This window comes from Mediterraneibacter torques, from assembly GCF_044591705.1.
Taxonomy (GTDB): Bacteria; Bacillota; Clostridia; order Lachnospirales; family Lachnospiraceae; genus Mediterraneibacter; species Mediterraneibacter torques.
The window spans coordinates 863536-877463 of sequence record NZ_CP172594.1 but is presented as its reverse complement, the minus strand read 5'-3'; the positions used below and the strand labels follow the sequence as shown (position 1 = coordinate 877463).

The following is a 13928-nucleotide window of genomic DNA, read 5'->3' as shown; positions in this document are numbered from 1 at the left end:
ATTTTGCTCATATGACACAAAGCAAATCCATTTTCTGACACAAATCACGTCGACTCTGTTTCGTCATACAGATTATATATCAAGTTCCGCCTCTGTCGCATTTTCATAGATGAATGCCCGCCGCGGAGGCACTTCCGTTCCCATAAGCATCTCAGTCACACCGGAAGCCATTCTCGCATCTTCAATCTCAACAAGCTTTAAAAGACGTCTTTTAGGATCAAGTGTTGTTTCCCACAACTGTTCTGCATCCATCTCTCCAAGCCCTTTATACCTCTGAAGAGTAAACGGTCCTTTGTGTGTCCTTCGATATTTTTCAAGCGCCTTATCATCGTAAAGATATTCCTCTTCTCCGCTTTTCGGCATTGCCTTATAAAGCGGCGGCATTGCAATATACACGTGCCCCTCATAAATCAGTTCCGGCATAAACCGATAGAACAGCGTCAGCAAAAGTGTTGAAATATGAGCTCCGTCTACATCTGCATCTGCCATAATTATGATCTTATCGTATCGAAGCTTTGTAATATCGAAGTCATTGCCGTATCCTTCGGAAAATCCACATCCGAACGCATTGATCATCGTTTTTATTTCTGCATTCGCAAGGACTTTATCAATACTTGCTTTCTCCACGTTTAATATTTTCCCGCGAATAGGAAGAATCGCCTGAAAGTTTCTGTTTCTGGCCGTTTTTGCCGAACCTCCCGCCGAATCTCCCTCAACAATAAATATCTCGCACTTTTTCGGATCTCTGCTCTCGCAGTTTGCGAGTTTTCCGTTACTGTCAAACGAATATTTTTGCTTCGTCAAAAGATTCGTTTTCGCCTTTTCTTCTGTCTTACGGATTTTCGCCGCCTTTTCCGCACTTGACAATACCGTTTTTAAAACGTCCAGGTTACGGTCAAAATAAAGAACAATTTCATCTCCCGCAACTTTACCGACCGCTTTTGCCGCGTCGGGATTGTCCAGTTTTGTCTTTGTCTGCCCTTCAAATCTAGGATCCGGATGTTTGATCGAAATAATCGCTGTCATCCCGTTTCGGATATCAGCTCCCGTAAAGTTCGTATCCTTCTCTTTTAAAATACCGATTTCTCTTGCATACTGATTCATAACCGTCGTAAATGTCGTTTTAAATCCGGTTAAATGCGTTCCGCCCTCGGCATTGTAAATATTGTTGCAGAAACCGAGCACATTCTCATGAAATTCATTAACATACTGAAATGCCGCCTCCACTTCAATACCGTCTGCTTCCCCTTTAAAATAAACAGGCTCATGAAGCGCCTCTTTTTTCTTATTCAGATCTCTGATAAACCCGATGATTCCCTCCGGTTCATGATATTCGATATGCTCGGTCTGATCTCCTCTTTTATCTTCGAATATTATCGTCAGTTCCGGGTTAAGATATGCTGTTTCATGCAGCCTGCTTTTTACTTCCTCCGCCCGGAACTTCGTCTTTTCAAAAATCGTATCATCAGGCAGAAAATTAATTGTTGTTCCTGTCTTTTTTGTCTTTCCGATCTTAGGAAGAAGTCCGTTTTCCAGTTCAATGACAGGAACTCCGCGCTCATATCTGTCATGGTATACCGCCCCATCACGGCTGATCTTAACATCCATATATGTAGAAAGTGCATTTACAACAGAAGAACCGACGCCATGAAGACCTCCGCTTGTCTTATACGCCGAATCGTCAAATTTTCCCCCTGCATGAAGTGTGGTAAACACAAGCCTTGCCGCAGAAATTCCTTTTTGATGCATATCAACCGGAATTCCCCTCCCGTTATCGGTTACTGTTGCCGTTCCGTCTTTTTCTAAAACAACACGGATTTCCGTACAAAATCCTGCCAGATGTTCATCCACGGAATTGTCCACAATTTCATAAATAAGATGATTCAGACCTTTTGTCGATACACTTCCGATATACATTCCCGGGCGTTTTCGTACCGCCTCTAATCCTTCCAATACAGAAATACTCCCTGCATCATATGTATTATTTCCAGCCATTTACCTTCTCCTTTACCGGATCATTCCTTCTATTTTTCTCGACTTCTTTTCTTATGCCGCACTAATTTTGTTTCACGCTATAACGAGATTGTACCCTCAGATGCCGGATGTTGTTCCTTTCATCTGAGGGTATCATTTTCTATGATACCACCCGTTTTCGATCTTGTAAATAGAATCCTTGTCATTCCAGTATAACTTCACACAGCGTATCTGCCACGACCTCCATCGCATTTTTCATTTCTTCTACAGTATTTGTCTGCGCACCGGCTTCAATCAACAGAGACTTCGGCAGCAGATGCAGATTATATCTATATGCCCGCAGATAAATATGTCTTGCAAACCCGGGATACATTCGTTCTGACGCAAGCTGCATCTGAAGAGAAAACGCCAGATTATCCTGTATGTACGGATTATAAAGATAATCGATATCTCCGTTTGTGCGAGATCGGCTCAATCCATTAAAATACATGATCTTTGCAGTCGGCTTTCCGTTTATTTCTGTGACTAAGTGCGTTCCCTCGGCAACGCCATCCCTATGAAGGTCGATTGCCACCTCGATCGTTGGGTTTGCCTCCAGAATCGGTCTGACAGACGCTTCTGCGTTTTCATATGCATTACTCCTGTCGAGCTGTCCGTTAATAATATCATATACCCCTGTGTCATGGATTGTTTTGATTCCCCGCTTATTTAAAAGCTCTGTCAGATATTCCCCTATTCCGACAATACTTGTGGCAGGATCTCCCGGAATTGAATCGACAAATTCCTCCTGTGAATGAGTATGAAATATCAATACTTTCGGACCATCTTCCTTTTTATTGATCTTCATACTCCTCCCAAGAAGGTCATCTGCATTCAACTGTTCAGGACCAATCATCGTAGAGCTGTCTACCGTATAAAAATTACTAAGCAAATAATCAAAATCTCTTAACCTCTCAATAGACATATCGACAGAAGAAAGTGACGTTTCTCCCGACGGCTGCACATTTTGCGCCGTTTCAGGAGACTCTTTACTAATAAGATTTCCGTTTTCATCGATACAGTTCTCATCGTTTGCCTGCGCCTCTAAAATTTGAGCAACAGTTTCTTGATCTTCTGCCGTAAATTCCTCTCTCCTATGCTCCATCGCATACCCTGCTGTCGGAAGAAACAGATAAGATTGTTCTATAAAAAACTCGTGAACTGTTTTTTGCGGGCTTCTGTTCAAATATGCAAGCCGCGGCATGTACATCTCTTCCGCACCCGAAAAAATATGAGTTTGGAAACCATACATTCGAGCCGACCACATTCCTTCCGAAATCAAACAAATCATTGCCAGAAAGAAAAACAGAAACCGGATCATCCGCTTCTTCCGTTCTCGTTCTTTTTCTAATATCCGAAATCGATCCGCCATCAGACATCGTCCTTTCTATTACTTCTGACAGTGTATGCTTTGTTCTTTTCTCTTATGCTTCCGATCTGCCTGAACCGGCCGAAAAAAGCATATTGATCGCTTCCGATAAAGTATGACTGATATGATGAACCATTTCATCAACATCTTTAGGCGTGACAAACATTCCGTTTAAATGAGGAGAGATCAGCTCTTTTACAAATTCATATTTTTCTCCGGCGTTATAGGAACGCAGCACTTCCCCGACTCCTTTTAAAGAATCCGAAGATTCAAGAGCCCTTATAAAGTTTTCCATTGTATCATTTACAATCGTTGCTGCGTCTACAACTGTCGGCACACCGATTCCGATAACAGGTACTCCTAATGTTTCCATTGTCATCCCGTTTCTGTGATTCCCCACTCCACTTCCGGGATGAATCCCGGTATCTGCGATCTGAATCGTCCGGTTCAATCGCTTACTGTTTCTTGCTGCCAATGCATCAACTGCAATAATAACATCAGGATTCGTTTCCGATACAATCCCACGCACGATCTCCGCACTTTCCATTCCCGTTTGCCCCATCACTCCCGGCACGACAGCGCTGATCATCGGCGCGTCGTCGACTCCTATTGCATATTTTCCATATTCTTTTACAATATGCCGCGTCACGGATAAATGATCTGCCACGCAAGGTCCCAGTGAATCCGGAGTAACTTCTCTATTCCCCAGCCCTACTACAAGAATAGATAGATCTTTATCTTTTACTTCAAATTTTCGGATCAGTTCCTTTATAAAAGAACATACCTTTTCGGCAATCACGGTCTGACTTTTTTCATCAGGCATTGCCAAATTAGGAGTTTCTATCGTCAAATAAGTTCCTACAGGTTTTCCCATTGCCTTTGCTCCGTTTTCTGTTTTGATCTCCACTCTTGTAACACGAAGTTCTGATGCTTCATCATAATCTTCTTCAAGAACTACCCCTGATATTTCTACATGATCTGATTCAAACCTTTCTTTTTCTTCAAGCGCAAGATCTGTCCGCACACTATAATTTTTTATCATATCTCATCCTCGCTTTTTATGTTCTTATTATAGTATTCCTGCTGTTTTTATATTCAAACCGTCTTTTTAATGCAGATACTGTGTTTTTTTATTCCGGTTTTCCAAATAATGCAGTTTTTCTCTATATATGTTCCATAATTCCCAATATTTATTAAAATATGTATTGACAACCCTTTAGAGTTGGCATAAAATAAATGAGTATGTTTCAGCAGAACGTCCGTGTCCGAGTCTGCGGAAACTCAAATTACATTTGAAATCATAGATATATTTGGAGGTGTACGCATTGGCTAACATTAAGTCTGCTAAGAAAAGAATTTTAGTAAACGAGACAAAAGCTGCAAGAAACAAAGCAATTAAGTCTAAAGTAAAAACTGCTGTAAAGAAAGTGGAAGCTGCAGTTGCCGCTAAAGACGCTGAAACTGCTAAGACTGCTCTTCGCGCAGCGATCGTCGAGATTTCCAAAGCTGGAACAAAAGGTGTTTATCACAAAAAAACTGTTTCCAGAAAGATTTCTCGTCTTTCCAAAGCTGTAAGCAGCATTGCTTAATCTTATTAATAGAATTGATAAAAATAGAAAAGACATTTGCTCCCGTCAGGCAGATGTCTTTTTTTGTACATAATCTTATCATCATAAACAAAAAGACATTTTCATACAAAAAGACGCTTCGCGTAATGCAAGGCGTCTTTTTGTAATTATATCCTATTAGTTATTGATCAGTTTATCTTCATCGCTCCAACTGTAAAGTTTTCTGATCTCTTCTCCTACTTTCTCTGCCGGATGCTCTGACGCAAGTTTTCTCATTGCGCGGAAATGTGCCTGACCTCCGGCTTCGGACATATCCAGAAGAAAGTCTTTTGCAAACGTACCATCCTGAATATCTGTCAAAATCTGCTTCATCGCTTTCTTCGTATCATCTGTAATGATCTTCGGTCCTGTTATGTAATCACCATATTCGGCAGTATTGGAAATCGAATATCTCATTCCTGCAAAACCGGACTGATAGATCAAATCAACAATAAGCTTCATCTCATGAATACACTCAAAATATGCATTTCTCGGATCGTATCCCGCTTCTACAAGTGTCTCAAAGCCTGCCTGCATAAGAGCGCACACACCGCCGCAAAGAACCGCCTGTTCGCCGAAAAGGTCTGTCTCTGTCTCTGTACGGAATGTAGTCTCGAGGATACCGGCTCTTGCTCCTCCGATCGCAAGACCATATGCGAGAGCTTTATCAAGAGCTTTTCCTGTATAATCCTGCTCTACAGCTACAAGGCAAGGAGTTCCTTTTCCAACCTGATACTCGCTTCTTACAGTATGTCCCGGAGCTTTCGGAGCGATCATTGTCACATCTACGTTCGCCGGCGGAACGATTTGTCCGAAATGAATGTTAAAGCCGTGTGCAAACATCAGCATATTACCTTCTTCAAGATTCGGCTCAATATCGTTTTTATATAAAGCAGCCTGTTTCTCATCATTAATCAGGATCATAATAATATCTGCTTTTTTTGCCGCTTCTGCCGCTGTATATACTTCAAATCCCTGCGCTTCTGCTTTTGCCCATGATCTGCTTCCTTCATAAAGTCCGATCACGACATTGCATCCTGATTCTTTCAGATTCAGTGCATGAGCATGTCCCTGACTTCCATAACCGATGATCGCGATTGTTTTTCCCTCAAGAAGTGAGAGATTACAATCTTCCTGATAATAAATTTTTGCTGCCATTTTGCATTCCTCCTAAATGATAATTAAAAATATGCTACATCCTTACTTCCTCTGGAAAGACCTGTAATACCTGTTCTTGCAAGTTCCAGTATCTCATATCCTCGAAGAAGATTCAGAAAAGCTTCCAGTTTACTCTGAGTTCCGGTGAGTTCGATGATCAGCGAGTCCTCTTCGACATCAACTATCTTCGCTCTGAAAATATCTGCCACTGAAATAATCTCGCCCCTTTGGGATGCGTTTGCCCGCAGTTTTACCATGATCAGTTCGCGGTATACTGACTCTCCGTCTTTCAAAACTTTTATATCAACGACATCTTCCAGCTTCCTTACCTGTTTTTCTATCTGGGATAAAATCAGCTCATCCCCCGATGCAACTACTGTAATCCTCGTAAACCTCGTATCGGTCGTCGCACCTGCCGTGATGCTGTCTATACTGTATCCGCGTCTGCTGAATAACCCTGCAATACGGCTCAACACTCCCGGATTATTGTCTACAAGCAATGAAAATACCTGACTTCTCATGTGTTCCTCTCCTTCTTCTCTAAAAAAACAGAGTGCGTTCTGTTTTTATATTTTATAATATTACCAACTCAGCTATTCTTTGTCAAGATGTTGTGCTAAAATTTTTACATATTTGATGACCGTTCAGTCAGTCTAAAATCAAGAATGAAATCAAAAGTTATACGCAGCCGATCTTTTCTGCAATCTCGTTTAAATAAACCCATCTTTCTGTTTTTTCGTCAAGCTGTGCCTGTACTTTCTCCTGTTCCTCAAATAACTCTTTTAGTTTAACAGAATTGGTCGCATTCGCATTGATCTGCATTTTAATTTTTTCTATTCTTTCTTCAAGCGCTGCGATATCGTCATCAATCGTCTCAAATTCTCTTTGTTCTTTATAAGAAAATTTAACCTTCTGCGGCGCATTTTGTTTCCAGCTTTTCGGATTACTTTCCGCAGGATCTTTCGGAAGATTTCCGCGCGAATTTTCGGTTTTGTCTGTAAACTGCGTTGATGCAGATTCTCTTTTCTTTACATTCAAATAATCGGTATATCCTCCTTCAAACTGACGGATATGCCCCTTCCCATCTAACTCGAAAATGCGATCCACAATGTTATCTAAAAAATAGCGGTCATGCGATACGGTGATCACGATTCCCGAAAAAGAGTTTAAATAATCTTCCAAAATCGTAAGTGTGGGAATATCAAGATTATTTCCCGCCTCGTCAAACAAAAGAACATTTGCATTTTCGGCAAGTACGCCAAGAAGATGCAGCCTTCTCTTCTCTCCGCCCGAAAGTTTACCTATCGGAGCATACTGCATATCAGGAGTAAACAAAAAACGCTCCAACAACGCTGACGCACTGATTTTTCCTTCTCGTGTCGTAATATATTCTGCAATATCTTTCACATAATCGATCACTCTTTGAGAAGGATCCATCTCTTGTTCTTCCTGTGCAAAATATCCGATCTTGATCGTTTCTCCGATCTCAATGTTTCCACTGTCCGGAATCACCTGTCCCGCGATCATTTTCATAAGAGTTGATTTTCCGCATCCATTTGGTCCTATGATTCCAAGTCTTTGATTTTTTAACACAATATAACTGAAATCATCCAGTATCACTTTTTCTCCGTATTTTTTACTCACATGATGAAGTTCGATCGTCTTTTTCCCCATTCTGGTTTCTACCGAATCAAGTTCTACTGTTTGATCTTTTATCGGAGTATTTCCGTTTTTCAGTTGTTCAAGACGCTCCAGTCTCGCTCTTTGTTTCGTTGTTCTGGCACGACACCCGCGTTTCGCCCATTCAAGTTCCATTCTCAAAACACTCTGTCTCTTTCGTTCAGATGCTGATTCCATCTCTTCTCTTTGCGCCTTCAGTTCAAGAAACCCTGAGTAGTCAGAGTCGTATCCATACATTTTTCCATGACTGATCTCCAAAATACGATTTGTAACTCTGTCAAGAAAATACCGGTCGTGAGTTACCATAATAACGGTTCCTTTATAGGACCGAAGATATTCTTCCAGCCATCGGATCATCGCTTCATCCAAATGGTTCGTAGGCTCATCCAGCAAAAGTACGTCAAAATCATCTGACAGTATTTTTGCAAGCACAACCCGTTTTTTCTGTCCTCCTGATAAATGCTCGATTTTCTGATCAAACCGGGTGATATTTAATTCCGTCAGATTACTTTCTACTTTCCAATTCTCTTCCCCTTTTTTTAATGCATATGACCGAATCGTACTGTCTTCTGAAAAAACCGGATTTTGCGGCACATAGGCAAGCTTCAGTCCATTTTGTTTTATAATCTGTCCTTTATCCGGTGTTTCTTCTCCTGCTATCATTTTAAGAAGCGTTGATTTTCCGGTACCGTTGATCCCTACGATCCCGATTTTATCTCCTTTTTGAATTCCGAATGACGCATCGTCAAATATTATTTTCTCACCGTATATTTTATAGAGATGTTCCACATTTATAATATTCATAAAAAACTCCTTGCAAACCATTTTCTCTCATTCATTTTGAGATGTCTGCAAGGAGTTGTCAAGTAGATTTTACCTATGCTTTTTTATTATTTTTATGATTATCTATTGTTTCTCTTTTATTCGTTTTCAATCTTTACATTCCGGCAAACCGTCGATTTATACCGAATTTTATTTACCAAAACAATAATAAGACTGACAATGAGCAAAAAGTAGAAATTAATTCCTCTGCTTACAAGCATGGACGGTATAAGATATGTACCGGTAAATACATGGGCAAACACAGTTTGATACATCAGCTCTGTAATTCCCTGCGCTCCCGGAAGCGGAAGCATATCTACCGCTATATAGACTGCGGCTTGAAGAAGGATAACTTTCATCATTCCGGTTCCGTGCAGCCCGAATCCAAGGTATACCATATATGTCAAAAGAAATACGCTACATCTTTGTAAAAATGTAACAAGCACAATAAACAAAAGCTTTCCTTTATGTGTCCTAAGCCATGAAACTGCGTTTTGATAACTTCCGATAAACTCGTGAATTTTTTCAGGACGCTTTTCAGAAGGTTTCAAAATGCTCATTTTAACAAACAGCTTTTCAAAAAAAAGCGCACATCGCAGCATAATATTCGGCATCAACATAATTCCCGCTATGACCACAACTAAAATTACATTTAATAAAAGTCCGAAAAGATAGAGAGGGAAAAATTTCCCTAACTCCGAATAGAGAGGCCGGTACCAAAATAATAAAATCGCCGCTCCTAAAATTACAAGTACAAATTTATAAACAACAGCAACTGTCATAAGCACAACCGTACTGTCCGATCCTCTGTTCCCGTCTTTGCTCATATAATAGAGCTGCACAGGCTGTCCTCCTGTTGCAGACGGCGTAATGCCAGAATAGAAAAATCCGATAAAAGAGTATTGGATACAACGAATCAAAGAACTTCCTTCTTTTCTTCGGTTTGCTTTCATTGCCTGAAGCAGATACCAGATCATATATCCTTCTGCGCATACAAAAAAGATAGCAAGAGCAGCCGCCGGAACCAAGTATCCTACTGACATTTTTGAAACGGCATTTGCAATTTCACCAAGATTTTTCCCACTGAAAAGTGTATAAAACGTCAAAAACATTACAAGTAAGAAAATCGTTACTTCAAGAATTCGTTTCTTAACGCTCATACCTTCTCCTCCGTCCTTTTCTTTCTTCTTCCCGGACATTATGTACATGCGCCATTGTTATATAATTTCCCGCAGCAGATAGATATGCCGGGCGGGATATCGGCGGAAAAGTAAGTGTTCCATACTCCGGATATGTCTTTTTCTCTCTTTCGGTAAGTTCTCTCAAACTACCTTCAAAAATTTTCTGTTTCCCCTTATATTCATAAAAATCCTTTGGCGTAACAAGCGAAAAATGCTTGTTCCATGTACAGACGCCTGCCTTTTCAAGCAACTCGGCAGCATAGGAAGAACATGTGTAATGATTTTTTTGATAAAACGGTTTTCCGAAAAGTAAAAACGGAAGTCCGAGAATTGTATAATGATAGCGATATCTGTTCTTCATCGCCTCATGAAGCTCCTCTTTAATAAACTGCTTTTGTTCTTGAGTGCATGGAATTGAGCAGATCATATAATCCGCTCCCGGAAATGCCCGCAAAATTTTTCTTTTCTCTTCTTTTTCAAATCCTGCAATCAGAGGAATCGACGGATGTCTCCTTCCGATACTGTATGCTTCATCCAGATTCTCATCAAGCCCGATTGCCACATGAATATATTTTTGTTTAATTACTCTTCGAATAATCGAAGCAAAAATTCCCGGTGTATCTACAAATGCTATGTATATTTCTGTCATATTAGTTCATCCTTTCCCCCTGTAATGTAAATCTTCCGGATTAACAATACATTTTTCCTTTTGTCTTTTTTACCGATCATCGTTCTTTATTGAAAGCGATATACTTTTTTTGCAAGACGATATCCCCCGATTGTCAAGCTTGTGCCGATCTTTCCGGGTAAATATGTAAAACCGCTCAAAGTACGAAAGCGAAGCCGATAGTAAAGAGCTTCATTATACTCTTTTACATGATTCCACATATCTTTTCGCTTTTTATAGGAATCGGCTGTATCGATAAGGAGCAGATGGATAGATGAAATTGTAAGCATAATTGAAATATTTCGCACCATGTATGCTTCTAATTTCGGATGGATTTTCTTTACTTCCGCCAGATCAACGCTGCGGGTTACAAGATCTGTTACCAAGATCTGCTGATCGATCCTTTTCATAAGCACCTTTTCATTTACAGATTGATCATCTCTGCCCAGGTAATAATGATACAGATCGATGTCCATATAATAAATAGTCTCGGCGTACGGAAGCGGCTTATATGAAAACAGATTATCTACATAAAATGTATGCTCCGGCAGTTTCACTTCAGATTCTCTGAGCACTTTCGCCTGAAACATGAGCGAGTGCATGATCAAATATTGGGACGGATAAAACTTTCCGATTTCATCCCATGTGCACTGTTTTTCAATCGGAAATACATTTTTGTAATCCATTGATTTTTTTATTCCTTCATCAAGGTGATCGTATACATAATTACATACGATCAGATCCGGACGCTCGCCTGTAAACGCTTTTAGCTTGACAAGAAGTTTCTGATATGATTCTTTATCAAACCAGTCATCCGAATCTACGACTTTATAATAAATACCGTTTGCCAACTCGAGTCCTTTATTCACACCGGAACCATGTCCCCCGTTTTCCTTATGCACAACACGTACAATATCCGGGTATTCAATCTCATATTCATCGGCAATCTGTGCAGTACGATCAGAAGAACCGTCATCGATCAGAATAATTTCTACATCTTTCCCTCCGATAAGAAGAGAATCCACACATCTTCTCATATAATTTTCAGAATTATAACACGGAACTGCAAACGTAATGTATTTCATATAACTTTTCCTCCTCAGTGTGTTCCATATGCTCCTAACGGGCTGAAACACAGCGTTTTTTCATCTCTCATTTCTTAATGCTATTATTTACAGCCTAAATAATACTTGACCCTTCTTAAGATAACATCGAGGTATTTCTTAAGATTTGGGAAAGATTTTTAAAACAATATGAAAATATAGAAGAAATCATTCCAATCGGCATAATGATCAAAACAATAAATAAGATCATCAGCCATCCGATCAGCCGTCCGACAATTCTGCTCACAGACAATTTCATCTCATTTTACCTCCTAAATATCTGTATGTATTTATTGTAGAAAAAAGAAAAATTTTTTCCACATGGATTGTCTTACATTTCCAAGCATGCATCTTACACTTTCGTAAGGCGCATAAAGAACAATGAAAAATTTCTTAAATTCTCTTTTATCACTTGTATCTCTTTTGGAAAAGTTATAACATAAGGAAATAATTTTATATCAGCTTATCCAAAAAAGGAGTTTTATTTTATGAGAAAAAATCCTGAATTTGAAGAGTTATTTGATGATGATTTTGAAGTGACATATGAGGAATACGTTCCAAATGAATATAGGTCAAGTAACGACATCTATAACGACTATGATGATGATGACGATTATTATGATGACGATTATTATGATGATGACTATGAAGATGAATACTACGAAAGTGATGATGAAAACAGTGACTATGATCACACCGATCCCGATGACCGTACCAAAAAGAAAAAACGAAGAAAAAATTCTAAAATACCTCTGGCTGCACCTATCAGAAAAGGAGGACGTATCCTTTCCAACATTTCCGCTTCTCTGATCCGCAGCCTGACGGCTCTTTTAATTTTAGCTGTCATGATATTCGCCTCTTGGACATTTCTCCGTGCAAGTGCGCCCTACGGAGATATTATGGAAGCTGTTAATACAAAAACCGTTCCTCTCTCACTTGCCGCATACTTATCTGTTGCGCTTATTTTTCTTTTAAGCGAATTTATTGCACTTCTCTGGTCTATGACGAAAGTAAGAGTTCGAGATCAATGGGGAGTTCACAAAGAAGATACCGGCAGAGGACTGAATTCTTTCTTACTTGTATTTCTCACCTCCTATGCTGCATTCTGGATCAATCGGTTTCTTCCCGAAACTCCGGATATCATCTATGGACTAAAGGGCGGACTTGAAGTATACGGTTCTATGCATAATGTTTTATTCGGACTTTGTGCAGCGGGGATCATCTCCTGCCTGATCCGCAAATACCTTTAAAATATTCCACAGCAGAAAATAGCAAAAGGTTTTTCTATATCGGACGCTCGATTCGGATCTTCACAAGATCTGCCGAGCGTTTTTTCAGATTCTTTTTATATCCCATCCCTTTGTACCGTTTGATCTGACACACAGTTCTTCCCATTTGATCCGATACCTGTTCTTCAGTCGCACCATATGCAAACAAATTAAACGCACAGCAATTTCTCACTGCTTCTGCGCTGTAAGATGGAATTTTTGCCTTTTCACAATACTTCTTCATCATTCGGCTGATATACATCGTATTCAGAGGATTTTTGCTCCGATTATAAAAAAGGGATCTTCCTTCTTCCCATTCTTCCAAATAAGAAAACAAAATTTCTTTTGCATCTTCCGGTATATAACACGGCTCTTGCCTTCCTTTTAAAAACACATACAATCCGTCGCCATACTGTACAAAATCTTCCGGCCCTTTCAATGCTATAATTTCCGTAGAGGACAGTCCTGCCCTATACATTAAAGTTAAGATCGTATACACCATATGATTTTCCGCCGATGCTGTCAACAATCGATCTATATGCTCCAAAGGAATCATCCTCGCCAACTCTTTTTCCTTTACCAGTTGTTTCAAATACGGTTCAAAATAGTCTTTAAACGAACTTGTTTTTGACTCATCTTCTAATCTGTCGCTCCACTCTTCTAACAAAAATTTTGAAAAAGAATGAAGTTCCCTGAATTTTTTTGTCACTGTCAATGGACCGATCTGTCCATTTTTTATCTTTTTTTGCATATAGATATAATATTTCTGTACATCCGAAAAATCTGTTTCCTGAAAACACTTTTCCGTAAAGCGACAAAATTCTGACAGATCGGATTTATATGATGCTGCTGTAACATCACTTTTAAATTTCTTGCAAAATAATTCCCATACTTCTTTTTTTATACAACTTTTAAAAAAATCAAATTTTTTATTTTTCGTATTGACAAATTTTGATTCTGCGTTTTGGCTCATCAGTTTATCTCCCCCGCCTTGTTTGTATCAAGCTTTTTAAATGTTATTAGTTTTATTCATACTATAACATTTTATTTCTTTTTTAAC

Annotated in this window: 13 protein-coding genes; 2 read left to right on the top strand and 11 right to left on the bottom strand. The window is 39.5% G+C overall.

The window, feature by feature from the left end; genetic code table 11:
* Positions 1-72: 72 nt before the first annotated feature.
* The 3 genes from ACH9UM_RS03975 to gpr all read right to left on the bottom strand — a co-directional run bounded on the left by ACH9UM_RS03975 (position 73) and on the right by gpr (position 4424).
* Positions 73-1995 (bottom strand): type IIA DNA topoisomerase subunit B, encoded by a 1923-nt coding sequence (locus tag ACH9UM_RS03975; RefSeq protein WP_004845160.1) that lies wholly within the window; start codon positions 1993-1995, stop codon positions 73-75.
* A gap of 181 nt (positions 1996-2176) precedes the next feature.
* Positions 2177-3385, bottom strand: coding sequence for a stage II sporulation protein P (gene spoIIP, locus ACH9UM_RS03970; protein ID WP_009242636.1), 1209 nt, complete (start codon positions 3383-3385; stop codon positions 2177-2179).
* A 52-nt stretch (positions 3386-3437) separates the two neighbouring features.
* The gene (gene gpr, locus ACH9UM_RS03965) at positions 3438-4424 is read right to left on the bottom strand and encodes a GPR endopeptidase (RefSeq protein WP_004845162.1); all 987 of its coding nucleotides are present in this window, start codon (positions 4422-4424) and stop codon (positions 3438-3440) included.
* A 283-nt stretch (positions 4425-4707) separates the two neighbouring features.
* Here gpr and rpsT point away from each other — a divergent pair, with 283 nt between their 5' ends.
* On the top strand, positions 4708-4971 hold the full coding sequence (gene rpsT / locus ACH9UM_RS03960; RefSeq protein ID WP_009242635.1) for a 30S ribosomal protein S20: 264 nt from the start codon (positions 4708-4710) through the stop codon (positions 4969-4971).
* Positions 4972-5127: 156 nt separating this feature from the next.
* Here rpsT and ilvC read toward each other — a convergent pair whose 3' ends face one another.
* From ilvC to ACH9UM_RS03925, 7 genes are all read right to left on the bottom strand, one after another.
* Positions 5128-6147, bottom strand: a complete 1020-nt coding sequence (ilvC, locus tag ACH9UM_RS03955; RefSeq protein ID WP_004845164.1) for a ketol-acid reductoisomerase — start codon at positions 6145-6147, stop codon at positions 5128-5130.
* 23 nt (positions 6148-6170) lie between these two features.
* Entirely contained in the window at positions 6171-6668 is a 498-nt protein-coding gene (gene ilvN / locus ACH9UM_RS03950) for an acetolactate synthase small subunit (RefSeq protein ID WP_004845165.1), read from the bottom strand.
* Positions 6669-6825: 157 nt separating this feature from the next.
* The gene (locus ACH9UM_RS03945) at positions 6826-8631 is read right to left on the bottom strand and encodes an ABC-F family ATP-binding cassette domain-containing protein (RefSeq protein WP_044997870.1); all 1806 of its coding nucleotides are present in this window, start codon (positions 8629-8631) and stop codon (positions 6826-6828) included.
* A gap of 116 nt (positions 8632-8747) precedes the next feature.
* Positions 8748-9809 (bottom strand): lysylphosphatidylglycerol synthase transmembrane domain-containing protein, encoded by a 1062-nt coding sequence (locus tag ACH9UM_RS03940; RefSeq protein ID WP_009242632.1) that lies wholly within the window; start codon positions 9807-9809, stop codon positions 8748-8750.
* Positions 9799-10479, bottom strand: a complete 681-nt coding sequence (locus tag ACH9UM_RS03935; protein ID WP_004845168.1) for a hypothetical protein — start codon at positions 10477-10479, stop codon at positions 9799-9801. Before ACH9UM_RS03935 ends, ACH9UM_RS03940 begins: the two co-directional genes overlap by 11 nt.
* Before the next feature lie 86 nt (positions 10480-10565).
* Positions 10566-11582: a glycosyltransferase family 2 protein gene (locus ACH9UM_RS03930; protein WP_400092014.1), complete on the bottom strand. Its 1017-nt coding sequence runs from the start codon at positions 11580-11582 to the stop codon at positions 10566-10568.
* 115 nt (positions 11583-11697) lie between these two features.
* Positions 11698-11859 carry a hypothetical protein gene (locus ACH9UM_RS03925; protein WP_009242630.1) on the bottom strand — a complete coding sequence of 54 codons (162 nt, stop codon included), beginning with the start codon at positions 11857-11859 and terminating at the stop codon, positions 11698-11700.
* Between the two features lie 229 nt (positions 11860-12088).
* Here ACH9UM_RS03925 and ACH9UM_RS03920 point away from each other — a divergent pair, with 229 nt between their 5' ends.
* The gene (locus ACH9UM_RS03920) at positions 12089-12850 is read left to right on the top strand and encodes a hypothetical protein (RefSeq protein WP_004845170.1); all 762 of its coding nucleotides are present in this window, start codon (positions 12089-12091) and stop codon (positions 12848-12850) included.
* A gap of 34 nt (positions 12851-12884) precedes the next feature.
* On the opposite strand, the gene ACH9UM_RS03915 is transcribed toward ACH9UM_RS03920, so the two are convergent.
* Positions 12885-13841: a hypothetical protein gene (locus tag ACH9UM_RS03915; RefSeq protein ID WP_004845171.1), complete on the bottom strand. Its 957-nt coding sequence runs from the start codon at positions 13839-13841 to the stop codon at positions 12885-12887.
* Positions 13842-13928: the final 87 nt, after the last annotated feature.

Excerpts from the sequence above, each read along its gene's own strand:
- ACH9UM_RS03935 (WP_004845168.1), bottom strand. The coding sequence starts at position 10,479 with ATGACAGAAATATACATAGCATTTGTAGATACACCGGGAATTTTTGCT.
- ilvN (WP_004845165.1), bottom strand. The coding sequence starts at position 6,668 with ATGAGAAGTCAGGTATTTTCATTGCTTGTAGACAATAATCCGGGAGTG.
- ACH9UM_RS03930 (WP_400092014.1), bottom strand. The coding sequence starts at position 11,582 with ATGAAATACATTACGTTTGCAGTTCCGTGTTATAATTCTGAAAATTAT.
- gpr (WP_004845162.1), bottom strand. The coding sequence starts at position 4,424 with ATGATAAAAAATTATAGTGTGCGGACAGATCTTGCGCTTGAAGAAAAA.
- ACH9UM_RS03975 (WP_004845160.1), bottom strand. The coding sequence starts at position 1,995 with ATGGCTGGAAATAATACATATGATGCAGGGAGTATTTCTGTATTGGAA.
- ilvC (WP_004845164.1), bottom strand. The coding sequence starts at position 6,147 with ATGGCAGCAAAAATTTATTATCAGGAAGATTGTAATCTCTCACTTCTT.
- ACH9UM_RS03940 (WP_009242632.1), bottom strand. The coding sequence starts at position 9,809 with ATGAGCGTTAAGAAACGAATTCTTGAAGTAACGATTTTCTTACTTGTA.
- ACH9UM_RS03945 (WP_044997870.1), bottom strand. The coding sequence starts at position 8,631 with ATGAATATTATAAATGTGGAACATCTCTATAAAATATACGGTGAGAAA.
- ACH9UM_RS03915 (WP_004845171.1), bottom strand. The coding sequence starts at position 13,841 with ATGAGCCAAAACGCAGAATCAAAATTTGTCAATACGAAAAATAAAAAA.
- ACH9UM_RS03920 (WP_004845170.1), top strand. The coding sequence starts at position 12,089 with ATGAGAAAAAATCCTGAATTTGAAGAGTTATTTGATGATGATTTTGAA.
- spoIIP (WP_009242636.1), bottom strand. The coding sequence starts at position 3,385 with ATGGCGGATCGATTTCGGATATTAGAAAAAGAACGAGAACGGAAGAAG.
- ACH9UM_RS03925 (WP_009242630.1), bottom strand. The coding sequence starts at position 11,859 with ATGAAATTGTCTGTGAGCAGAATTGTCGGACGGCTGATCGGATGGCTG.